The sequence below is a fragment of the Actibacterium sp. genome (assembly GCF_055134745.1).
This window is the reverse complement of record NZ_JBSRVX010000013.1, coordinates 51,605-75,013: the sequence shown is the minus strand read 5'-3', so window position 1 is coordinate 75,013 and position 23,409 is coordinate 51,605. Positions and strand designations below refer to the sequence as shown.

Below are 23,409 nucleotides of genomic sequence, written 5' to 3'. Positions count from 1 at the left end.
TCGCGCTCAGCGTTTCAGCAATTCAATATTACGCAGCTGGGCCGGGTCAATCTCTGTTTCGGGGCGCACAACCTCTACTTTACCAGTCAGTTCGGCGATTGCCGATTCGGCCGCAGCCTGTTCCAGACCGGACCGGATTTCTTCACGCATCTCATCAAGGGTGGGCTTGGGTTGTTCGCGGGTTTCGGCCAGTTTGATGACATGCCAGCCGAATTGCGTCTGGATCGGATCAGATATCTGACCAGGCGTCAGGGCCACAACCGCCGCTTCAAACTCGGGCACCATCATGCCCTTGCTGAACCAGCCCAATTCACCACCCGAAGGGCCCGAGGGCCCGGTGGATTTTTCCTTGGCGAGCGTTGCGAAATCGGCACCTGCGTCCAGTTCTGCCTTGACGGCTTTTGCGTCGTCCTCGCTGGCCAGCAGGATATGCGCGGCATTGTATTCCGTAACAGGCTCGGCATTGCCATATTGTTCGTCATAGGCGGCCTTGACCGCATCTTCGGTCACGGATTCCGACAAGGCCTTGTCCAGCGCTGCGCCAGCCAGCAATGACCGCTTCTGGTTTTCAATGGTCAGGTTATCGCTTTTCGAAAGAACCCCGTCACCCGATTGTGCCACGGCGGCCTGGCGAACCAGTTGCTCAAGTATCGCGCTATACAAGACATCATCGGGCAGCGACTGATATTCCTGCGGCAACTGGGATGCCATCACGATCATGTGCCCAAGGGTGATGGTATCGCTGCCGACGGTGGCAACGACGGTATCGGCAGAGGGTTCCTGCGCCTGCACGGCGCCGCCAAGACCCATCGCAAGAACAAACACCATCGCGGATTTCATGAATTCAGGCATCGGGGCAACTCCATTTCGGCCGCGCGGTAAGGCGACGTTGACACTCATTGGGCTGGCCCTTACATCCCAGCAAGGTCCGAAAGTGCAGGACTGCCCTGTTTCTTGCCCCTAACTATGCGCAGGCGACGGTGCGGACAAGGCATGCTCTTGCACGATCCCGAAAAAGACACATCCAGGCGGAGAAAACATGCTGGGCATCGGAACAATCGCCAAAAAGGTTTTTGGCACACCGAATGATCGCAAGGTAAAATCCATCCGGCCGATTGTGGAACAGATCAACGCGCTAGAGGCCGAGATTTCGGCGCTCAGCGACGAGGGGATCAAGGACAAGACCAAGGAACTGGCCCAGCGGGCGCAAAATGGTGAAAGCCTGAACGACCTGCTGCCAGAGGCCTTTGCCAATTGCCGCGAAGCCGCCAAGCGCGCGTTGGGCCTGCGGGCCTTCGATGTGCAGTTGATGGGCGGCATCTTCCTGCATCAGGGCAATATCGCCGAAATGAAGACAGGCGAAGGCAAGACCCTGGTCGCCACCTTTCCGGCCTATCTGAACGCGCTGACCGGCAAGGGCGTGCATATCGTCACGGTCAACGACTATCTGGCCAAGCGCGATGCCGAATGGATGGGCAAGGTTTACGCCCAGCTTGGCATGACCTGTGGCGTCGTCTATCCCCAACAGCCCGAGGCCGAGAAGAAGGCTGCATATGGTGCCGATGTCACCTATGCCACCAATAATGAACTCGGCTTTGACTATCTGCGCGACAATATGCGCGCCGAGCTGTCACATATGTCGCAGCGCGATCACAACTTTGCCATCGTCGACGAGGTGGACAGCATCCTGATCGACGAGGCGCGCACACCGCTGATCATTTCCGGCCCCAGCCAGGACCGTTCAGAACTTTATGTCACGCTGAACGATGTCATCCCGCTGTTGACGGCCGAGCATTTCAATATCGACGAAAAGCTGCGCAACGTGACCTTTACCGAAGAAGGCAACGAATTCATGGAAGGCGAATTGTCCCGCCGCGGCATTCTGCCCGAAGGACAATCACTGTACGATCCCGAAAGCACGACCATCGTGCATCACGCGCAGCAGGCGCTCAAGGCGCATCGGCTGTTCAACAAGGACAAGGATTACATCGTCAGAAACGGTGAGGTGATGCTGATCGACGAATTCACCGGCCGCATGATGGCCGGTCGGCGCCTGTCGGATGGGCTGCATCAGGCGATCGAGGCCAAAGAGGGCGTCACCATCCAGCCGGAAAACGTGACGCTGGCATCGGTCACCTTTCAGAATTACTTCCGCCTCTATGACAAACTGGCCGGGATGACCGGCACCGCCCTGACCGAAGCCGATGAATTCGCCGAAATTTACGGCCTTGGCGTGGTCGAGGTGCCCACGAACCGCCCTGTCGCCCGGGTTGACGAACATGACCAGGTGTTCCGCACGGCCGCTGAAAAATACGCGGCCATCGTGGAGACCATTCAAAAGGCCCATGCGGCGGGTCAGCCTATCCTGGTGGGGACGACCTCGATCGAAAAATCCGAATTGCTGTCGAACATGCTGAAACAGGCAGGCGTGGCGCATAACGTGCTGAATGCACGGCACCATGAACAGGAAGCCCAGATCGTGGCCGATGCGGGCCGGTCGGGCGCGGTGACAATTGCCACCAACATGGCTGGGCGCGGAACCGACATTCAGCTTGGCGGTAATGTCGAAATGAAGGTCATGGAGGCGCTTGCCGCCGATCCGCAGGCCCATCCCGACGAAGTGCGCGCCCGGATCGAGGCAGAGCATGCCGATGAAAAGGCCAAGGTTCTGGCCGCGGGGGGTCTGTTCGTTCTGGCCACGGAGCGGCACGAAAGCCGCCGGATCGACAACCAGCTGCGCGGCCGTTCGGGCCGTCAGGGCGATCCGGGCAAATCGTCGTTCTTTCTGTCGCTGGAAGATGACCTGATGCGCATTTTCGGCTCGGAGCGGCTGGACAAGGTTCTGTCCACCCTTGGCATGAAGGAAGGCGAGGCGATCACCCACCCTTGGGTCAACAAGTCACTGGAAAAGGCGCAGGCCAAGGTCGAAGGGCGCAACTTTGATATCCGCAAGCAGTTGCTGAAATTCGACGATGTGATGAATGACCAACGCAAGGTGATCTTTGGCCAGCGTCGCGAAATCATGGAAGCCGCCGACCTGTCAGAAATCGTTCAGGATATGCGGCATCAGGTCATTGAAGACCTGGTGGAAGAGTTCATTCCGCCAAAGACCTATGCCGACCAGTGGAACGGCGAAGGTCTGCAAGCCGCCGTTCTGGAAAAACTGAACATCAATGCCCCGGTGAGCCAATGGGTCGCCGAAGAAGGCGTTGACGACGACGCAATCCGTGAGCGTCTGGAAAAGGCATCGGACGAGGCCATGGCAGCCAAGGCCGCCCAGTTCGGCCCGGAAAACATGCGCAATATCGAAAAGCAGGTATTGTTGCAGACCATCGACACCAAATGGCGCGAGCATCTTCTGACCCTGGAACATCTTCGGTCAGTCGTGGGGTTTCGCGGCTATGCCCAGCGCGACCCGCTGAACGAATACAAGACCGAAGCCTTTGCCCTGTTCGAAGGGTTGCTGAACGCGCTTCGGGCCGATGTCAGCCAGAAGCTGGGCCAGATCAGGCCGCTTTCTGCCGAAGAACAGGCCGCGCTGTTGCAACAGATGGCCGCCCAACAGCAGGCACTGCAGGCCCCGGCAGACACGGCAGAGAACGCGCCAGAACCGCTGGCACCCGGTTTCGATGAATCCGACCCGTCGTCATGGGGTAATCCGGGCCGCAATGACCCCTGCCCCTGCGGATCTGGCAAGAAATTCAAACATTGCCATGGTCGTCTGGCCTGACACGCCCGGGGCGATATTTACAGAGAGGGCACAATTTCGGCAGTTTTGCCTTAATTGTGCCCTGCCTTGCCTGATCTAGTGTCTTGTGCGGGCGATCCGCCCAGATATGTGCTCTGCGCAGTGTTCATATTGGCGCAACAATTCCCCTTCTGAACAATCATTTGCCCATTTCATCAGCTAAGAATGGATGACGAAAGATGGAAAGGGGCCGTCGTGCAGTCGTACAAAACATATCTGACCATTGGCGCAACAATGGTTATCGCCATTGGCGCAGGTCATGCGGTGCAGACATCGGGCCGATCGACACTTCGCCAGCATGTAGCAGCACCTGCAACGGTGCCCGCGACAGCACCTTCGACCAACCTGGCCTTTGCCCGGCGCGGGTTCAGCTTTGACAGCGTCACACCGCTGGCCGCGCCTTCGGATATCGGCGCGATGTTGCAGAATGCGGCCTATTCGGTAACCTTGCCCGAATTCCCGAATGTCAGCCCGCATCTGGGTGGCCAGGACAGCGATCCAAAAATCTTGGCCGACCGGCTGGCAAAACTGGAACGCGGATATCCAGCACCTGAATATAACGCGCAGGAATTGAACCAATACGGTTTGCCCTGCACCATCGATCTGAAGGCGGTTCCTGCCCCCGGCGGGATGGTGCACCTGATCCTGAACACCCCCTGTCGCCCCGACAGCCGGGTCGAAATATCACATGAACGGCTGGTTTTCACCGCCCAGACCACCAACACGGGCGCGCTCTCGCTGTCGGTTCCTGCCTTGGCAGTGCGCGCGACCTTTATCGCGCAGTTCGAAGACAACAAGATGCTGGTGGCAACAACCGCCGTGCCCGAGGCCGCAAATTATGAGCGGGTCGCGCTTCAGTGGCGGGGCGACACAGGGATGCATCTGCATGCCTATGAGTTCGGCGCCAAGTTCGGCAGCAGCGGCCATGTCTGGGCCCAAGCCCCGCGAGAGCCCGCAAGCGCCGACAAGGGTGGCTTCATGACCGCGCTTGGGGACGCAACAGTGCTGCCCCCACGAATGGCCGAGGTCTATAGCTTTCCACGCGGCGATCTGCCGGCCAGCGGCGTCGTGCGGCTGAATGTCGAAACCGAAATTACCCCGCAAAATTGCGGCCGCGAAATCGCGGGCGAGACACTGCAGCCTGGCGCAGAAGGTGGCATACAGGCCGTCGAAATTTCGGTATCTGTTCCCGCCTGCGATGCGGTTGGGGAATTTCTGGTGTTGAAAAATATCCTCCGGGACCTAAAGATCGCGGGCAACTGACGTAAAGCAGTTTGACCATGATCAGGTATCTTTTCGGCGCGGCAATTCTAGCCGCGCTAACTTTGTGTTGTGCCCCGGTATTCGCGCAGGATGTCACCCTTACGTCGCGTGACGGAAAGGTGAAACTTTCCGGCACGCTGACATCCTATGACGGTGAATTCTATCGCATCGACAGCGTGTATGGCCCCCTCGTGCTTGATGGTCAGGGGGTCGTCTGTTCGGGAACAGGTTGCCCGGACATGGAGGCCTATGTCGCCCGGTTCACCCTGTCCGGTGCGCCGGGGTTGGGCGATGTGCTTATGCCCCTGCTGCTGGAGGCTTTTGCCGCCCGCCGTGGTCTGGCTGTGCAGCGCAGCATCATATCCGCCGATGATTTCACCTATCGGGTATTCGATCCGGTGGCGGGGCGGGATCTGGCGCGCATTGTCTTTCACGTCAATTCCACCGATCAGGGCTTTGCCGATCTTCTGGCGGCCGAAGCCGATATCGCGATGGCCACCCGCGCCCTGCGCCCCTCGGAGATCGCGCTGGGCCGCGATGCCGGGCTGGGCGACCTTACAGATCCTGCGCGCCTGCATGTTGTCGCACTGGATGCGCTGGTGCCTGTCGTGGCGCGCGGGAACCCGGTGCGGCAAATGGCGGTCGATCAACTGGCGGGTATTCTTTCCGGCGAGATCCGCAATTGGGATGAGAACGGCACGCCGATCATACTTTACGCGCGCGATTCCGGCTCGGGGTTGCAACAGGCGGTGCATGATCTGTTGCTTGCGCCGTCAGGCTTGGCCTTTAGCACGTTGTCGGTTATCCGGGAATCGGACGCCGATCTGGTTGATGCTGTGGCTGTCGATCCGGCCGGTCTGGGGGTCGCGCGATTCTCTGAAATGGGAAATACGGTGCCTGTGCAATTGCTGGACAATTGCGGCATGGTCCTTTCACTGACGGCGCGCACCATAAAGACTGAAGATTATCCCTTCGTCATCCCGATGTTTCTCTATAGCGCACCGGGTCGCCTGCCATTATTTGCCCGCGAGTTCATGTCATTTCTGGCCAGCAGACAGGCGCATCAGATCATCCGGCGGGCGGGATACGTGGATGTCGGCCGTGAAGAGATCACAACCGGCGATCAGGGCCTGCGGTTCGTGAATGCAATCGGCGCGGCGGGTGCCGAAATTTCGTTGGTCGAATTGCAAAGGGTCTCTGATGCGCTGAAAGACGCAAGCCGTCTGACAACCACCTTTCGGTTTCAGGGCGGATTATCCGATCTGGACATGCAATCCGCCGCGCTAGTCACCACTTTCGCGCGTGCGCTTGAGCGGGGGGAGCTGAACGACCGCGATATCATCTTTGCGGGTTTCAGCGATGGGGCGGGCAATTGGCAAGTCAATCAGCGAATCGCCGGCGAGCGCGCCAGTGCGGTTCTGCAGGCGGTGCGAAAGGCCGCGCCAACGGCCGACTTTTCGCGCATCCACATGCGGGCCGAGGCCTTTGGCGAAACCATGCCACTGGCCTGCGACGACACGGCATGGGGGCGCAGCGTCAACCGGCGGGTCGAGATCTGGCTGCGCGAATAGACCTTCACAAATAGCTCTGGCTGCGAAAGCTCAACTCGCGTGATTTTCCGACGATGATATGATCATGCAGCGTCAGCCCAAGTGCGCTGGCGGCGTCGTTTATCTGGGCTGTCATCGTGATATCTGCGTCGGATGGCGTAGGATCGCCTGACGGGTGATTATGCACAAGAATCAGCGCCGATGCATTGAGTTCCAGCGCACGTTTTACCACCTCTCGCGGATAGACCGGAACATGGTCAACCGTGCCCCGCCCCTGTTCTTCATCGGCAATCAAGATGTTCTTGCGATCCAGATACAGCACCCGGAACTGTTCGGTTTCGCGATGCGCCATCGTTGTGTGGCAATAATCCAGCACCGCGGCCCAGCCCGACAGGACCGGGCGGTCGATCACCCGCGCGCGGGCCAGACGGTGCGCGGCGGCCTCGACGATCTTCAGTTCCTGCACTACGGCGTCACCTACACCCGGCACTTCGTTCAGGCGCGGGATCGGGGCAGACAGCACGCGGTTGAAATCACCAAACCGGTCCAGCAATAGCCGCGCCAGCGGTTTGACATCCTGCCGGGGGATGGCGCGAAACAGCACCAGTTCCAGCAATTCATAATCCGGCATGGCCTGCGGCCCACCGGTCAAAAACCGTTCGCGAAGGCGTTTGCGGTGATCGCGGATATAGCTGGGCAGCCGGGCGCCGGGGACCAAGACCGGCGCGACGCTGTTGCTGTCGAACAGCGGCAAGGAAGATTCGGCAAAGGTGTTTGACGGGCTCATATGCCGAAAATGGCAAAACATGCTGAATGAAAGGTTAATGCCACAAGGGGATCAGCTTTTCATCCCGTCCCAGAATCCTTTGACCTTTGTAAAAAAGCTGCTGCTTTCGGGGTTGTTGTGCTCGCTCAACTTTTCGAATTCACGCAGAAGCTCTTTTTGCCGCGACGTCAGGTTGACCGGTGTTTCAACGGCCAGTTCGATAAACATGTCGCCCGTGCCGCCGCCACGCAGGGCGGGCATGCCCTTGGACCGCAGGCGCATCTGCTTGCCAGACTGGCTGCCTGCCGGCACCTTGACCCGGCTGCGCCCACCGTCGATGGTCGGCACCTCGATTTCACCCCCCAACGCCGCCGTGGTCATCGACACCGGCACATGGCATGACAGGTGAACGCCTTCGCGCTGAAAGATCGGGTGGTCCATGACCTCGACAAAGATATAAAGATCGCCGGTCGGACCGCCACGCAGGCCGGCCTCGCCCTCGCCCGCCAGACGAATGCGGGTGCCGGTTTCAACCCCGGCGGGGATATTCACGTTCAGCGTGCGGTCTTTTTCAACCCGCCCGGCACCGCCACAAACCTTGCAGGGGTTCTTGATGATCTGGCCCAGTCCGCCGCAGGTCGGACAGGTGCGTTCAACGGTGAAAAAGCCCTGCTGGGCACGCACCTTGCCCATGCCTGAACAGGTCGGGCAGGCGGTCGGTTCGGCACCGCTTTCGGCGCCGGTGCCGCTGCAGGATGAGCAGCTGACCGATGTCGGCACGTTGATTGTCTTTTGCAGACCGCTATAGGCATCTTCCAGCCGAATTCGCAGATTATACCGCAAATCCGACCCGCGCGCTGCGCGCTGACGCCCGCCGCCACCGCCGCGCCCCCCCATGAAATCGCCAAACAGATCGTCGAACACATCGGAAAAGGCGCTGGCGAAATCGCCCTGCGGATGGCCGCCGCGGGGACCGCCGCCGCCGCCCATGCCGCCTTCAAAGGCAGCGTGGCCGAACCGGTCATAGGCAGCCTTTTTGTCGGCGTCTTTCAGGACGTCATAGGCCTCGTTCACCTCCTTGAACCGGGCTTCGGCATCGGGAACATCCGAATTCCGATCGGGGTGCAGTTCCTTGGCCTTGGCGCGATAGGCTTTCTTCAGCTCATCGGCCGAGGCCCCTTTGCCGACACCCAGAATTTCATAATAATCGCGTTTCGCCATTGGATCGCCTTTCGAGGAAACAAACGGCGCCCGGCCCGGTGTTACCCGAACCGGACGCCATTATTCCGCGGCTCTTACGAGCGTTTATCGTTACCAAGATCCTCGAAATCGGCATCGACGATATCATCGTCAACGCTGCGCGGTTCATCCATATCGGGGGCACCGCCATCCTGGGATTCCTGCTGCGCCTTATAGATCGCTTCGCCCAGCTTCATGGCCGCTTCGGTCACGTTCTGGATACCCGACTTGATCTTGCCGGCATCATCCGTTTCCAGCTGATCCTTCAGCGCAACGATGGCCAGTTCGATTGCCTCGATCGTGGTCGGGTCAACCTTGTCGTTATGCTCTTCCATCGCTTTTTCGGTCGAATGGATCAGGCTTTCAGCCTGGTTCTTCGCCTCGACCAGCTCGCGCCGGGCCTTGTCTGCCTCGGCATTCGCCTCGGCATCCTTGACCATTTTTTCGATGTCGGCTTCCGACAGACCGCCCGAGGCCTGGATGGTAATCTTCTGCTCCTTGCCGGTGCCCTTGTCCTTGGCGCCAACCTCGACAATGCCGTTGGCGTCGATGTCAAAGGTCACCTCGATCTGGGGCATGCCACGCGGGGCGGGCGGAATGTTTTCCAGGTTGAACTGGCCCAGCAGTTTGTTATCGGCCGCCATTTCGCGTTCGCCCTGGAAGACGCGCAGGGTCACGGCGTTCTGGTTATCCTCGGCGGTCGAAAAGATCTGCGACTTTTTCGTCGGGATTGTGGTGTTGCGGTCGATCAGCCGGGTGAACACGCCACCCAGCGTTTCAATGCCCAGCGACAGCGGGGTCACGTCCAGCAGAACCACATCCTTGACGTCGCCCTGCAGAACGCCGGCCTGAATGGCGGCGCCCAGCGCCACAACCTCGTCCGGGTTCACGCCCTTGTGCGGCTCCTTGCCGAAGAACTTGGTGACCTCTTCGACCACTTTGGGCATGCGGGTCATACCGCCGACCAGAACCACCTCGTCGATGTCGCTGGTGGACAGGCCGGCATCCTTCAGCGCAGCCTGACAGGGCTTCATCGAGGCCTTGATCAGATCGCTGACAAGGCTTTCCAGCTTGGCCCGCGTCAGTTTCATCACCAGGTGCAGCGGCGTGCCCGAAGAGGCATCCATGCTGATGAAGGGCTGGTTGATCTCGGTTTGCTGGGACGACGACAGTTCGATCTTGGCTTTCTCGGCGGCCTCTTTCAGCCGTTGAAGGGCCATCTTGTCTTTCGTCAGATCGACACCGTGTTCCTTTTTGAACTCGTCGGCCAGATAGCTGACGATCCGCATGTCGAAATCTTCACCACCCAGGAAGGTATCGCCATTGGTCGATTTGACCTCGAACAGGCCATCGTCGATTTCCAGAATGGTGATATCGAAGGTGCCGCCGCCAAGGTCATAGACCGCGATGGTTTTGGCCTCTTTCTTGTCCAGACCATAAGCAAGGGCGGCGGCCGTCGGTTCGTTGATGATCCGCAGCACTTCCAGACCGGCGATCTTGCCGGCATCCTTGGTGGCCTGACGCTGGGCGTCGTTGAAATAGGCAGGAACCGTGATGACGGCCTGTGTCACGTCTTCGCCCAGATAGCTTTCGGCGGTTTCCTTCATCTTTTGCAGGATGAAGGCGGAAATCTGGCTGGGGCTGTATTTTTCACCCTTGGCTTCGACCCATGCGTCGCCATTGCCGCCATCGACGATGGAATAGGAAACGTGTTTCTTGTCTTTCGCAACTTCCGGATCGTCGGCGCGACGACCGATCAGGCGCTTGACTGCGAAAATGGTGTTGGTGGGGTTGGTGACAGCCTGCCGCTTGGCGGCCTGTCCGACCAGACGCTCGTTATCCGTAAAGCCGACAATCGAGGGCGTCGTGCGCGCACCTTCGGCGTTTTCGATCACACGGGGCTTCGATCCGTCCATGATCGCTACGCAGCTATTTGTCGTCCCAAGGTCAATCCCGATGACTTTAGCCATAATACTCTACCTCTTCTTTCGGCGATGTTGTGAGAACAGAACCCTGCAAAGGCTTTCCGTCCCCGATCCCAGTTGCGGCAGGTTCGTCCGTTACCGCGGTTCTGGGCGTATATAAGGACGCCCCAAAGGCCCTGCAAGCCATCGAGATAACGTAAATGTGAGCCAAATTGCCGGAATTGCGCCCCATCCGCCCCTAGCGCCGCGCACCCCAACTGGCCGAGACGAACCGGCGCGTGTAAAATTCGCCCATCAGGCCGATCATGATCAGCGCCAGCGAGACATAGATTGGATAGCTTACCGATGAAAAATGCGGGTTGTAGTTAATGAAAATGAACCCACGCGCCTGATCTATCGTGTGAAACAGCGGATTCCAGTCGAACATCGCCAGCATGTATCCGGGCAAGGTATTGGCCACGAACATCTTGCCGGATGCGATCATGTTGGCGCGCTGATAGACGGTCGACACAATGCCGGTAAAGCCCGGAAACCAGGGCTTCAGCCCCAAGAAGATCATCCCGATGGATGCCCCGGAAAACCATGACAGCAGCACCATGCCCATCGCGCCGATCGGCTTGTCGATGGTGATCGGGGTAATGGCCACGTGATAAAAATATAAAACGACTGTCATCGACAGGATCTGAATATACAGCGCGGCCAGGGCCGCAGAGCTGATCGCGACGACGGTATTCATGGGCGCATGTTTCATCATCGGCGATGCCGGGCCATCAGACCCGGCCACGGCCCCCAGCGCCTTGTTATGGGTCATGAACAGGAAAATGCCCGACATGATATACAAGATGAAATCGCCGCGGATCGCGTTCTTGCGCAGCCCCAGAATGTCGAACATCACATAGAACGCGCCGACCAGCATTACGGTCTGCATGATGCTTTTCAGCAGCCCCAGCAAGGCATTGCCGTGGTTGCGACGAATATTTCGCACTGTCGAATGATAAATCAGAACGATCAGGTCGATCGCCCGCAAGACCATATTCTTGTTCGTTCTGCCCGGCGGATGCATTGCTGACCGTTGCCTTCGGTTTTCGGGCAATTTCATTGCCCCGCTTGCCGTTCTTATTGCACATCATCATAAGGGGGTTGCGTAATTCTTACAACGTCCGGTTACCCCGGCATTGCATGTTAAATATTCAGGAGACCCAGCATTGGATTATCAGAAACTGACATCGGTCATGCGTCGTGCTGCGCTGGATGCTGGCGCCAAGATCATGGAAATCTATGATGGCGACGATTTCGAGGTAAAATCCAAATCCGACGCCAGCCCCGTGACCGAGGCGGACGAAGCCGCCGATGCCCTGATATCTGCCGCGTTAAGGGCAGCCTTTCCCGATGTGCTGATCGTGACAGAAGAACAATCCGACAGTCATCTGGAAACCGCCCGGAACTTCCTGATCGTTGACCCGCTGGATGGAACCAAGGAATTCGTTCAGCGCCGCGGCGATTTTACGGTGAATATCGCCTATGTCGAAAATGGTGTGCCTGTGCGCGGGGTGGTCTATGCACCTGCCAAGAACCGCCTGTTCTATACCGGTCCCGATGGCGGATCGGTCGAGGAAACCGGCGATTTCGCGCTTGATGCCGTCGGACCGGTCGCGCCGATTGCGGTCTCACGGCCCGATAATGCGGCGCTGGTGGTGGTGGCCTCCAAATCGCACCGCGATCAGGCCACGGATGATTATATCGGAAAATATGCAGTCAAGGACATGACCAGCGCCGGATCGTCGCTGAAATTCTGCCTTGTGGCGACGGGCGAGGCGGATCTTTACCCGCGCCTGGGCCGCACGATGGAATGGGATACCGCCGCAGGCCATGCCGTTCTGAACGGTGCCGGCGGCCAGGTCATACGTTTCGACGATCATACGCCGCTGACCTATGGCAAGACCGATTATGCCAATCCGTTCTTCATCGCCTATGCGCCGGGCGTCGTGCTGAAGGGCGCATAATGTCGTTTCTGATCGTGATCCCGGCGCGCTATGCCTCGACGCGCTATCCCGGCAAGCCCCTGGTCGGGCTCAAGGGTGCCAACGGGCAGGAACGCAGCCTGATAGAGCGATCATGGCGGGCGGCGATGGCGGTTGCGGGCAATCCGCGCGTCGTGGTCGCCACAGATGACGACCGCATCCGCGATGCCGCCACCGCCTTCGGGGCCGAGGTGGTAATGACATCGGTCGATTGCGCCAATGGCACGGAACGCTGCGCCCAGGCGCATGACGTTCTGGGCGGCGGCTATGATATCGTCGTCAACCTGCAGGGCGATGCCCCCCTGACGCCATCCTGGTTTGTCGAGGAACTGGTCGCCGCTCTGCGGGCCGATCCCACAGCCGGTGTCGCCACCCCCGTGCTGCGTTGCGATGGCGCCACGCTGCGCGCCTTGCAGGATGATCGTCGCGACGGGCGCGTCGGGGGCACAACGGCCGTTTTCGCCACCGATCACAAGGCGCTGTATTTTTCGAAAGAGGTCATTCCCTTCACCGGGCGCAGCTATCCGAAATCGGACGATACGCCCGTCTTCCATCATGTCGGCGTTTATGCCTATCGAGCGGGCGCGCTTGCCGCATATTCCAGTTGGGCCCCCGGGCCGCTGGAACAGCTTGAAGGACTTGAACAGCTGCGTTTTCTGGAAAACAGGCAGCCTGTCCTGTGCGTCGAGGTTCAGGCGCGCGGACGGCAGTTCTGGGAGTTGAACAACCCCACAGACGTGCCGCGAATAGAATCAATGCTGGCCGCGATGAACATCGACTGAAAACAGGCCGACGTGGCGATAACCGACACCTTCGATCCTGTCGCGTTCATTTGGCACATCGCCACCCCATAATTATGCGCATACCATTCACAAATTGCGCAAGGATTTGTCAGATTGGATTCGCATTTACCCTTTTGCGACATAAAATAGACAAAAGAACCGGAAACAATGATATCGAAGCCGCGTTGACCCGGCGACGATGTTGATAAACAGAATTCTGAGGTATGGTGCACGTATGAAACGCAAAGTAACGAAGGCAATTTTTCCCGTTGCAGGCTTGGGAACACGGTTTCTTCCGGCCACGAAATCGGTTCCGAAGGAGATCATGACGCTGGTTGATCGCCCGTTGATCCAATATGCGATCGACGAGGCGCGTGCCGCCGGTATCAAGGAATTCATCTTCGTCACCTCGCGCGGCAAAAGCGCGCTTGAGGATTATTTTGACACGGCCCCCCTGCTTGAGGCCGAATTGCGGCGCAAGGGTAAGGACGACCTGCTGGAGCTGCTCAAGACCACGAACATGGACAGCGGCGCAATTGCCTATATCCGCCAGCAAAAGGCACTGGGTCTGGGGCATGCCGTGTGGTGCGCCCGCCGTCTGATCGCCAATGAACCCTTCGCTGTCATTCTGCCCGATGACGTGATCGCCGCAGAAACACCCTGCCTTCAACAGATGGTCGAAGCTTATGCTGAAACTGGCGGCAACATGGTTGCAGCGATGGAGGTTTCAGATGAAAAGATCGGCTCCTATGGCGTTCTCGACGTCAAGGAAGACATGGGGTCGATGGTGTCCGTCAAGGGAATGGTCGAAAAACCCGATGCCGGCAGCGCGCCTTCGAACCTGGCCGTGATCGGGCGTTATATTCTGACACCCAAGGTAATGCAGAACATCAACCGGATGAAACAGGGCGCGGGCGGCGAAATTCAGCTGACAGATGCCATCGCCGATCAGGTGAACACCTCGGAAGGCGTGTATGGCTTCCGCTTTCGGGGGCAGCGTTTCGATTGCGGATCCAAGGCTGGGTTCTTGCAGGCCACCGTGGCCTTCGCGCTGGCGCGTGACGATCTGCGCACCGAGTTCATGCAGTTCCTGAACGAGATGACAGCGATCAACAAAGCCGCGCAATGATCTGTTCGGGATGTCTGTGACACATATTCTGGTTACAGGTGGCGCGGGTTATATCGGCTCGCATGCCTGCAAGGTCTTGCATCAGGCCGGATATGTGCCTGTGACCTATGACAATCTGTCAACCGGATGGGCCGAGGCCGTGAAATTCGGCCCGTTCGAACAAGGCGAGTTGTCGGATCGCACCCGGCTGGATCAGGTTTTTGCCCGATACAAACCAGCGGCGGTCATGCATTTCGCGTCCCTCAGCCAGGTCGGCGAGGCGATGCGTGAACCCGGCCTGTATTGGCGCAACAATGTCGTAGGTTCGCTGACGCTGATCGAGGCGGCGGTTGCGGCAAAATGCCTGGATTTTGTCTTTTCTTCCACCTGCGCCACATATGGCGATCAGGACGGCGTCGTTCTGGACGAGAACAGCACCCAGATACCGCTGAATGCCTATGGTGCATCGAAGCTGGCGATCGAAAATATCCTGCGCGATTTCGGGGTCAGCCACGGGTTGCGATCGGTGATCTTCCGCTATTTCAACGTCGCAGGTGCCGACCCCGAGGCGCAGATCGGCGAGTTTCATCAGCCCGAAACCCATCTGATCCCCCTCATGCTGGAAGCGATCGACGGGAAGCGCCCGGCTTTGACAGTGTTTGGCACCGATTACGACACGCCGGACGGAACCTGCATTCGTGACTATGTTCATGTGATGGATCTGGTTCGGGCCCATGTTCTGGGTCTGAAATGGCTGCAGGAGGGCAAGCCAAGCCGCGTTTTCAATCTTGGCACCGGCAGCGGTTTTTCCGTGCGCGAGGTGATCGAACATTCGCGCAGCGTTACCAACCGGGCGGTTCCCTTTGTCGAAGGTCCGCGTCGGGCAGGGGATGCTGTCAGGCTGGTTTCGGGCAGTGTGCGGGCGATAAGCGAACTGGGGTGGCAGCCGGAACGTTCGACCCTTGATACCATGATTGCAGATGCGTGGCGCTGGTATCAGAATGGGGGATATGCACGCTAGAAACTGGTCTGTCGGGGGGCATTCCAACACATGATCGCCACCCAAGATCTCTGGGCCACTTATCGGCTGCGTCTGAAACGCAGGGCCTTGTTATGGCGGGCCTTTCGCGCGCGTCACCAACTGCGGCCGCTCAATACCCGCACGAACCTGATCCGCCCCGACGCTATTCTGGGTTTTGCAACCGTCCGCAATGAATCACTTCGCCTGCCGCATTTTCTGAACCACCACCGGGAAATGGGCGTTGATCATTTTCTGTTCGTCGATAATGGCAGCACCGATGGCACCACAGATTATCTGCGTCAGCAGCCCGATGTGTCGCTTTGGTTCACGACTGATGGCTATAAGGCGTCGCGCTTCGGGCTGGACTGGACCATGTGGCTGTTGATGCGCTACGGGCATCGCCATTGGTGCCTGACATTGGATGCCGATGAAATCTTCATCTATCCCCATCATGACAGCCGCAGCCTGCGTGAGCTGACGACATTTCTGGATGAAAGCGGCATACCAGCAATGGGGGCGTTGATGCTGGATATGTATCCACGCGGCCCCCTGGCAGATCAAACCTATCGCCCCGGCGATGATCCTTTTGACGTGCTGGCCTGGTTTGATGATGGCCCCTTCAGCGTTCAGCGCCAGATGCCAAAGCAGAACCTCTGGATTCAAGGGGGTGCACGGGCGCGATATTTCTTTGCGGATGATCCGCGCCGCGCACCGACGATGAACAAAATACCGCTGGTGCGTTGGAACCGGCGTTATGCCTATGTCAATTCCACGCATTCGATGCTTCCAAGGCCCCTTAACCATGTTCACGATCTTCCGGACGATGGCCTGATATCAGGGGCCCTGTTGCATACGAAGTTCCTGCCCATGGCGATTGCGCAGGCCGCCGAGGAAAAACAACGCCGACAGCATTTCGCCAACAGCGCACTGTATGAAGGCTATTACGACGGGCTGGCCGCCAACCCGGATCTGTGGTGGGAAGGCGCCCGGCGTTTCGATGGATGGCAGCAGCTTGAATCGTTGAAACTGATATCGCGCGGCATGTGGCGATAACCGGGGCCGGACGTATCTGAACGGTTTACGTGAAACACCCAAACGCCTATTCTTTGCGGAACATATGGGTGGGCGGCAGTGGTCTTCATACTACAGGTCGGTTTTCGTTCAGGTTGGCGGATGTCGCGGCGCGTGTCTCAACATTGCGTTAAGCGGCAACCTCTAGCTATGTATCGGGTGCACCCACAGGCGACGGCGCGGACAGGAAATTGAGCATCTGGCAATCATATCGCCTTGGGCTGCGCCGCAAACGCTGGCGGATACGCGCGTTTCGCAAGCGCCGCCAGTTGCGCCCTGTTCGCAATCTGACGGCGGCGATTGCGGCCGATGACATATTGCTGTTCTGCACCTTGCGAAATGAAAACCCGCGCCTTCCGTTTTTCCTTAAATATTACCGGGCGATGGGCATCCAGCATTTCCTGTTTGTCGATAATGACAGTGATGATGGCGGGCGCGAGTATCTGGCAGAACAACCCGATGTTTCGCTTTGGACCACCACCGGCAGATATAAATCGGCACGCTTTGGCGTGGATTGGCTGAACTGGCTGATGCTGCGCTATGCCCATGGGCATTGGTCGCTGACCGTTGATGTGGACGAGTTCTTTACCTATCCATTCTGCGATACCCGCCCGATCAAGGCGCTGACGGATTGGCTGGACACATCCGATATTCGCAGCTTTTCGGCCATGTTGATCGACATGTATCCGCGTGGGCCCATCGCGGCGGCGCGCTATCGCCGTGGACAGGATCCAGCCGAGGTGGCAGGTTGGTTCGACAGTGGCAATTACACGATCAGCCGCAATTTCAAGATGGGCAATCTGTGGATCCAGGGTGGCCCGCGCGCGCGCGCCTTTTTTTCCGACAAACCGGAACGTGCTCCGGCGCTGAACAAGATCCCCCTGGTCAAGTGGGATCGCAAATATGCCTATGACAGTTCCACCCATATGTTGTTGCCGCGCGGGTTGAACCGCGTTTACGACGAATGGGGTGGAGAAAAGGCTTCGGGCTGTCTGCTGCATTACAAATTTCTGGATACCTTCCCCGAAAAAGCCCGAGAAGAGCTTGACCGCCGTCAGCACTATGCCAACAGCCATGAATACAAGGCCTATCACCGGACTTTGCAGGAACAGCCGGATCTGTGGTGCAAATGGTCCGAAAAATACATAAACTGGCGACAGCTTGAAATTCTGGGCCTTATGTCCAAGGGGAACTGGGCATGAGCGTCGCGTTCATCATGCTGGTGCATACCGCGCTGGACCGGGCCGAGCAGGTCGCCCGCCATTGGTCCGAAAGTGGCTGCCCCGTGGTGATCCACGTTGACGCGCGTGTGCGCAGGCGTGATTACGCGGCCTTTGTGGACAGCCTTTCCGATCTGTCGAATGTCGTGTTCAGCCCCCGCCATCGAATCGAATGGGGCACATGGTCAATTGTTGCGGCTACGCAATCGGCAGCCGAAATCGCGCTGTCGCGGTTTCTGGATGTCGGCCATGTTTTTCTGGCGTCCGGGTCGTGCCTGCCGCTGCGCCCGGTGCAAGAGTTGAAGGATTACCTTGCCACCAGGCCCCGCACCGATTTCATCGAATCCGTCACCACCGAAGACGTGCCATGGACAGTGGGCGGGCTTGATCGCGAAAGATTCACGCTGCGCTTTCCGTTTTCGTGGCGCAAACAGCGCCGCCTGTTCGATGCCTATGTCACGTTTCAGCGTCGCATCGGGTTCAGCCGTAAAATGCCGCCAGGGCTGGTCCCGCATCTGGGGTCGCAATGGTGGTGCCTGACGCGCCAAACCCTGTCTGCCATTCTGGAAGACCCCGAGCGCGACATGTATGACAGCTATTTCGCCAAGGTCTGGATTCCGGATGAAAGCTATTTCCAGTCACTGGTGCGCATCTATGGCCAGCATATCGAAAGCCGCTCTTTGACCCTGTCAAAGTTCGATTTTCAGGGAAAGCCGCATATTTTCTATGATGACCACCTGCAATTGCTGCGCCGGTCCGATTGTTTCGTGGCGCGCAAGATATGGCCACAGGCCGACAAGCTGTATTCCAGCTTCTTGTCAAATGATCCTGCCGTCACCAAGAATGCCGAACCCAATCCCGGCAAGATCGACAGGCTGTTCACCAAGGCAGTGGAACGCCGCACACGCGGGCGGGCAGGCCTTTATATGCAAAGCCGCTTTCCCAATGACGGGTGGGAAAACGGCCGCACCAGCGCGCGCTATTCGGTCTTTGAAGGCTTCGGCGACCTGTTTGAAGATTTCGAGGAATGGCTGGGCAAAAGCCTGGGCAGCCGTGTTCACGGCCATCTGTTTCACCCAGAACGCGTGATGTATTCCGGCAACGAGACAGTCTTTAACGGCTGTTTGTCCGACAGCGCGGCGCTGCGCGACTATGGACCACGTTCATTCCTGACCAACCTGATCTGGAACACGCGCGGCGAACGCCAGTGCTTTTTATTCGGGCCGGGCGACCAGCAGGATATAAGCTGGTTCATGGCCTGCGATCCGAACGCGCAGATTTCTGTCATTACTGGCGCCTGGGCTGTGCCGCTGTTTCATTCAAACCAGAATTTCTCGTCCATCCGCCGTCAGGCCGCTGCCCTGCAAAAGGTCGAAGCGGCCCATTTGAACATTCTGCGATCACCCCATACCCGTGCGCGCGTGCGGATCTGGTCGATGGCCGATTTCATTCAAAACCCGATGGAACCCTTGCAGATCATCATCGACGAGATCGCACCGCGCGGCCAGCGCCGCCTGACCGAAGCCCCGCGCATGGTCGATCTGCGCGGGTTTGGCCAATTCCTGCAAAACCTGCGCAACCAGGGCATGCAGCCCTATCTGATGGGCGATTTTCCCGTCGGCGACGATCCTGAAACCCCGCCGCGCGAACAACGTCGGCCCTATCTTGTGAAATGAACCGGCATGTCTGACAGGTTCGACTATTTCGTGGTCTTTGCAGAGATGCGGACAGGTTCCAATTTTCTGGAAAGCAACCTGAACGAATTTCCAGGGCTGCATTGCTATGGCGAGGCCTTCAACCCGCATTTCATGGGGCACAAGAACGGCAACGACCTTTTGGGAATCACGCTGGATATGCGGCGCAAGGACCCTCTGGCATTGATACGGGCGATGACCGACCAGCCCGGAATTCTGCCGGGGTTTCGGTTCTTCAATGACCATGACCCCCGCATATTGCAGCATGTTCTGGCCGATCCAAGATGTGCAAAGGTCATCCTGACGCGCAATCCGATCGATTCCTACGTATCCCTGAAGATTGCAAGCCAGACAGGGCAGTGGAAGCTGACCAAACAGAAACATCGGCGCGAGGCGACGATGCGCTTCGACATGTCAGAATTCGTCGTGCATCTGGAAAACCTGCAGACGTTTCAGCTGCATCTGCTGCATGCCTTGCAAACCAGCGGGCAGACCGCTTTCTATCTGGCCTATGAGGATGTTCAGGACATCACCGTCATCAATGGACTGGCGCAGTTCCTGGGCGTGTCGCACCGCCGCGACGCCCTGTCGGCCGAACTCAAGAAACAGAACCCGGCGCCGCTGTCAGAGCTGGTCGAAAACTTTGACGAAATGCGCCAGGCGCTGTCGCAGCTTGATAAGTTCGACCTGACGCGCACCCCCAATTTTGAACCACGGCGCGGGCCGGTGGTGCCCGGCTATGTCGCGGCGGCGGGTGCCCCTGTTCTGTTCATGCCGATCAAGGGCGGGCCTGTCGCGCGGGTCGAGGCGTGGCTGGCGTCGCTCGGCGATAGCCCCGAAACCGGTTTGCGGCGGGATTTCACCCAGAAGACCCTGCGCCAGTGGAAGCGCGGCCATCCCGGGCATCGCAGTTTTTCGGTTGTGACGCATCCGCTTGAACGAGCCCATACCGCCTTTTGCGATCATATTCTTTCGGTGGGGCCGACATGTTTTCCAGAAATCCGGGCGCTGTTGCGGGATGGGTATCACATGCCGATTCCCAAGAACGGGCCGAACAAACAGTATTCAGTCGAACAGCATCGCCTGGCTTTCTTGTCGTTTCTGACTTTCCTGAAAAGCAATCTGACCGGCCAGACCGAAATCCGGGTCGATCCCAGCTGGGCGTCGCAATCTTCCGTGTTGCAAGGGATGGGGCAATTCGCCGTGCCCGACATGATCTTGCGCGCCGAGCGGCTGCAAGCCGATCTGGACCTTCTGTCCGCACAGGCGGGCATCCCATCGCGGCCCCTTCCCGATCTGCCCGGCGATCATCCATATGGCGTCGCGCAGATCTACGACCCCGAGGTCGAGGCCGCGGCCCGCGAGGTCTATCAACGCGATTACATGATGTTTGGCTATCGCGCCTGGGCCTAGGCGGCCTGGCGCGATGCGTCTTCTGTCAGAACCGCATGCAGCGTGGCCGCATCGGTATTGGCGCGCAGCTTGGCACAGATGGTTTCGTTGCGCAGGGTGCGCGAGACCAGCGCCAGCGCCTTGAGGTGATCAACCCCGGAATCCTTTGGCGCGAACAATGCAAAGATCAGGTCAACGGGCTGACGATCAACCGCATCGAAATCCATCGGCTTTTCCAGGCGCAGGAAGGTGCCTACCACGGATTTCAGACCGTCCAGCCGGGCATGCGGCAGGGCAACGCCATGCCCCACACCCGTTGGCCCCAGGCTTTCGCGTTCAAGCAATGCCTCGACCGCGGCGGCTGGATTCAGCCCGTATGCGGCAAAAGCCAGTTCGCCCAGATCCTGAAAAAGCCGCTTCTTGCTGGACATGGTGCCAATCACCTTGACCGCCTCTGGCTTGAGAATATTTGAAAGATCCATCAGTTCGACACATACTTTCGTTATGCGTTGCCGCGCGACCCCGTCCAGGGATCAGGTGTCAATCCAGCCGACATTGCCGTCGTCACGACGATGAACAACATTTACGCCGCCGGTTTTTTCGTTCCGGAAGACAAGAAGCGGCGCGCCGGCAAGCTCCATCTGCATCACCGCTTCGCCAACTGAAAGCGAAGGAATCGTTACTTCCATTTCGGCGATGATCATCGGTTGCAGCGAATCCGGCTCCGAATCTTCATCCTCCGTAGAACTGGCGAGGATATACGAGGACGCGCCAGAGAGTTCAACCGGGGCAACACGATCCTTATGATGGTCCTTGAGCCGACGCTTGTATCGGCGCATCTGCTTTTCCATCTTTTCGCAGCAGCTATCGAAAGCGGCATAGATTTCCGTCGCATGCGCCTTGGCCTGCGCGGTCAGCCCTGTGGACAAGTGAACCGTCGCTTCGCAGACGTATTCATGGGCATCGCGTGAAAAAACGATATTCGCATCGGTCGGCCGCTGTGCATATTTGTCCACGGCTTGCCCAAGCTCTTGTTTTACATGGGTTTGCAGCGCGTCGCCGATGTCGATCTGTTTTCCGGTGATCTGATAACGCATCACGAAGCCTCCTTGGTGTTATTATGAGATGACACCGAATTCCAGGTCCGCCGTTGCAGGGAAATTGTAACTGCCGGTGGAAACCGCCGCTTGGCGCCGCCTGTCAGGTTCGCCTGCGTATCCCAATTCGGTGTCGCGCGAACGATGATGATATTCTGGTGCATCCCTTTCATTTGGTGTCAGTTTCCCGCGCCTTGTCAATGGTTTCGCAGTCAAGGATTGCGCAACAATCTGTGGCGATCCTGGGTATCGTCACGAAACCCGGAAACTTTGCCCCAGATAGACGCGGCGGACGTTTTCGTCGCGGATCACTTCATCCGTTGTCCCGCTCATCAAAACCGTGCCATCATGCAGAATATAAGCCCGATCGACAATTTCCAGGGTCTCGCGCACGTTGTGATCGGTGATCAGCACCCCAATGCCACGCGATTTCAGATCTGCGACAAGCCCGCGAATTTCCGCTACGGCAATCGGATCAACCCCCGCAAAAGGTTCATCCAGCAGCAGATAGCGCGGATTGGCCGCCAGGCAGCGCGCAATTTCGACCCGGCGCCGTTCACCGCCCGACAATGACAACGCCGGCGCCCGCCGCAGGTGGTCGATGGAAAATTCGGACAACAGTTCTTCCAGACGTTCGCGCCGGGTATGCGGGTCGTCTTCGGCGATTTCGAGAATGGCCAGAATATTGTCTTCGACACTTAGCCCGCGAAAGATGCTGACCTCTTGGGGCAGATAGCCGATCCCCAGACGCGCACGGCGATACATGGGCAATCCGGTAACATCGCGCCCGTCGATGATGACCGAGCCGCCTTCGGGCATGATCAGACCCGCAATCGCGTAAAAGCAGGTCGTCTTGCCCGAACCGTTCGGCCCCAGCAATGCCGCCACTTCACCGGGTGCAAGGTCGATGCTGACATCACGGATGACCAGCCGCTTGCGATAGGACTTGCGCAGGTTGACCACCTTCAGCCCCTGCGCGCCGCTTGCCAGTTTCGAATTGTCAGGTTGGTTCATTGCGCGCCGCCGGGCTGAAATGTGGTCTTTACCCGGCCTTCGATCACGCCGGTTCCCTGCTGCAGGTCAACCGTCAGCTTTTGCCCAGACACGGCGTTATCGCCTTGCGTCAGCAGAACATTTCCCGTCATCACGATGCTGCCGTTTTCAACGTCATAGATCGCTTCTTGTCCCTCGGCGGCGTCGGTGCCACTGACCAGAACGACATTGCCGGTTGCGTGCAGGCTGGCGATCCCGCCGCCGTCGGCATAGTTGACCAAAACCTGTTCGGCCTGCATCCGCATCTCGCCCTGACCGATCAGTACATTTCCGCTGAACACGGCGGTTCCTTCGGCCTGGTTCACCGCCAGCTGGTCGGCCGTCACCTCGACCGCCAATGAACGATCCTGGCGCATTTGTCCAAAGGCCACCTGCGCGGTCTGCCCGATGGCCGTTCCGGCCACCCATATCGACAGAAGGGCCAATAGCCCGGTCAAAACCCTGTGCATGCGCCCCCAC

Annotated in this window: 20 protein-coding genes; 11 read left to right on the top strand and 9 right to left on the bottom strand. The window is 58.5% G+C overall.

Translation table 11 applies throughout. The features are described from left to right. Window positions 1–6: 6 nt before the first annotated feature. Entirely contained in the window at window positions 7–852 is an 846-nt protein-coding gene (locus ACTCHC_RS02640) for a peptidylprolyl isomerase (RefSeq protein ID WP_463020900.1), read from the bottom strand. Window positions 853–1,039: 187 nt separating this feature from the next. Here ACTCHC_RS02640 and secA point away from each other — a divergent pair, with 187 nt between their 5' ends. The 3 genes from secA (at window position 1,040) to ACTCHC_RS02625 (ending at window position 6,582) form a co-directional block, all read left to right on the top strand. Further along, complete coding sequence (secA, locus tag ACTCHC_RS02635; protein WP_463020899.1) at window positions 1,040–3,730, top strand: preprotein translocase subunit SecA; 2,691 nt, start codon at window positions 1,040–1,042, stop codon at window positions 3,728–3,730. A 213-nt stretch (window positions 3,731–3,943) separates the two neighbouring features. Then, window positions 3,944–5,011 (top strand): hypothetical protein, encoded by a 1,068-nt coding sequence (locus ACTCHC_RS02630; protein WP_463020898.1) that lies wholly within the window; start codon window positions 3,944–3,946, stop codon window positions 5,009–5,011. A 17-nt stretch (window positions 5,012–5,028) separates the two neighbouring features. Further along, window positions 5,029–6,582 (top strand): substrate-binding domain-containing protein, encoded by a 1,554-nt coding sequence (locus tag ACTCHC_RS02625; RefSeq protein ID WP_463020897.1) that lies wholly within the window; start codon window positions 5,029–5,031, stop codon window positions 6,580–6,582. A 4-nt stretch (window positions 6,583–6,586) separates the two neighbouring features. Here ACTCHC_RS02625 and radC read toward each other — a convergent pair whose 3' ends face one another. From radC to ACTCHC_RS02605, 4 genes are all read right to left on the bottom strand, one after another. Then, on the bottom strand, window positions 6,587–7,348 hold the full coding sequence (gene radC / locus ACTCHC_RS02620; RefSeq protein WP_463020896.1) for a RadC family protein: 762 nt from the start codon (window positions 7,346–7,348) through the stop codon (window positions 6,587–6,589). A 51-nt stretch (window positions 7,349–7,399) separates the two neighbouring features. Next, window positions 7,400–8,548, bottom strand: a complete 1,149-nt coding sequence (gene dnaJ / locus ACTCHC_RS02615) for a molecular chaperone DnaJ (RefSeq protein WP_463020895.1) — start codon at window positions 8,546–8,548, stop codon at window positions 7,400–7,402. Window positions 8,549–8,622: 74 nt separating this feature from the next. Continuing rightward, window positions 8,623–10,536, bottom strand: coding sequence for a molecular chaperone DnaK (gene dnaK / locus ACTCHC_RS02610; protein ID WP_463020894.1), 1,914 nt, complete (start codon window positions 10,534–10,536; stop codon window positions 8,623–8,625). Window positions 10,537–10,729: 193 nt separating this feature from the next. Then, on the bottom strand, window positions 10,730–11,524 hold the full coding sequence (locus tag ACTCHC_RS02605) for an ABC transporter permease (protein WP_463020893.1): 795 nt from the start codon (window positions 11,522–11,524) through the stop codon (window positions 10,730–10,732). Window positions 11,525–11,696: 172 nt separating this feature from the next. Between ACTCHC_RS02605 and cysQ the strand changes: the two genes are divergently transcribed. From cysQ to ACTCHC_RS02565, 8 genes are all read left to right on the top strand, one after another. Further along, window positions 11,697–12,494 carry a 3'(2'),5'-bisphosphate nucleotidase CysQ gene (gene cysQ / locus ACTCHC_RS02600; protein ID WP_463020892.1) on the top strand — a complete coding sequence of 266 codons (798 nt, stop codon included), beginning with the start codon at window positions 11,697–11,699 and terminating at the stop codon, window positions 12,492–12,494. Then, window positions 12,494–13,294, top strand: a complete 801-nt coding sequence (locus ACTCHC_RS02595; RefSeq protein WP_463020891.1) for a 3-deoxy-manno-octulosonate cytidylyltransferase — start codon at window positions 12,494–12,496, stop codon at window positions 13,292–13,294. Before cysQ ends, ACTCHC_RS02595 begins: the two co-directional genes overlap by 1 nt. 235 nt (window positions 13,295–13,529) lie before the next feature. Further along, window positions 13,530–14,423 (top strand): UTP--glucose-1-phosphate uridylyltransferase GalU, encoded by an 894-nt coding sequence (gene galU / locus ACTCHC_RS02590; RefSeq protein ID WP_463020890.1) that lies wholly within the window; start codon window positions 13,530–13,532, stop codon window positions 14,421–14,423. A 16-nt stretch (window positions 14,424–14,439) separates the two neighbouring features. Beyond that, window positions 14,440–15,423 carry a UDP-glucose 4-epimerase GalE gene (galE, locus tag ACTCHC_RS02585; protein ID WP_463020948.1) on the top strand — a complete coding sequence of 328 codons (984 nt, stop codon included), beginning with the start codon at window positions 14,440–14,442 and terminating at the stop codon, window positions 15,421–15,423. Window positions 15,424–15,453: 30 nt separating this feature from the next. Next, window positions 15,454–16,476: a glycosyltransferase family 2 protein gene (locus ACTCHC_RS02580; protein WP_463020889.1), complete on the top strand. Its 1,023-nt coding sequence runs from the start codon at window positions 15,454–15,456 to the stop codon at window positions 16,474–16,476. 209 nt (window positions 16,477–16,685) lie between these two features. After that, window positions 16,686–17,696 carry a glycosyltransferase family 2 protein gene (locus tag ACTCHC_RS02575; protein WP_463020888.1) on the top strand — a complete coding sequence of 337 codons (1,011 nt, stop codon included), beginning with the start codon at window positions 16,686–16,688 and terminating at the stop codon, window positions 17,694–17,696. Beyond that, a complete protein-coding gene (locus tag ACTCHC_RS02570; protein ID WP_463020887.1) occupies window positions 17,693–19,390 on the top strand; it encodes a DUF5927 domain-containing protein in 1,698 nt (565 codons plus the stop codon). Before ACTCHC_RS02575 ends, ACTCHC_RS02570 begins: the two co-directional genes overlap by 4 nt. Window positions 19,391–19,396: 6 nt before the next feature. After that, entirely contained in the window at window positions 19,397–20,821 is a 1,425-nt protein-coding gene (locus ACTCHC_RS02565) for a sulfotransferase family 2 domain-containing protein (RefSeq protein ID WP_463020886.1), read from the top strand. Here the strand turns inward: ACTCHC_RS02565 and ACTCHC_RS02560 are convergent. From ACTCHC_RS02560 to lptA, 4 genes are all read right to left on the bottom strand, one after another. Then, on the bottom strand, window positions 20,818–21,282 hold the full coding sequence (locus ACTCHC_RS02560; protein ID WP_463020885.1) for a PTS sugar transporter subunit IIA: 465 nt from the start codon (window positions 21,280–21,282) through the stop codon (window positions 20,818–20,820). The genes ACTCHC_RS02565 and ACTCHC_RS02560 overlap by 4 nt on opposite strands. A 51-nt stretch (window positions 21,283–21,333) precedes the next feature. Next, the gene (gene hpf, locus ACTCHC_RS02555) at window positions 21,334–21,897 is read right to left on the bottom strand and encodes a ribosome hibernation-promoting factor, HPF/YfiA family (RefSeq protein ID WP_463020884.1); all 564 of its coding nucleotides are present in this window, start codon (window positions 21,895–21,897) and stop codon (window positions 21,334–21,336) included. Between the two features lie 252 nt (window positions 21,898–22,149). Continuing rightward, on the bottom strand, window positions 22,150–22,911 hold the full coding sequence (lptB, locus tag ACTCHC_RS02550) for an LPS export ABC transporter ATP-binding protein (protein ID WP_463020883.1): 762 nt from the start codon (window positions 22,909–22,911) through the stop codon (window positions 22,150–22,152). Continuing rightward, entirely contained in the window at window positions 22,908–23,399 is a 492-nt protein-coding gene (gene lptA / locus ACTCHC_RS02545; RefSeq protein WP_463020882.1) for a lipopolysaccharide transport periplasmic protein LptA, read from the bottom strand. The genes lptB and lptA overlap by 4 nt, the downstream gene beginning before the upstream one ends. Window positions 23,400–23,409: the final 10 nt, after the last annotated feature.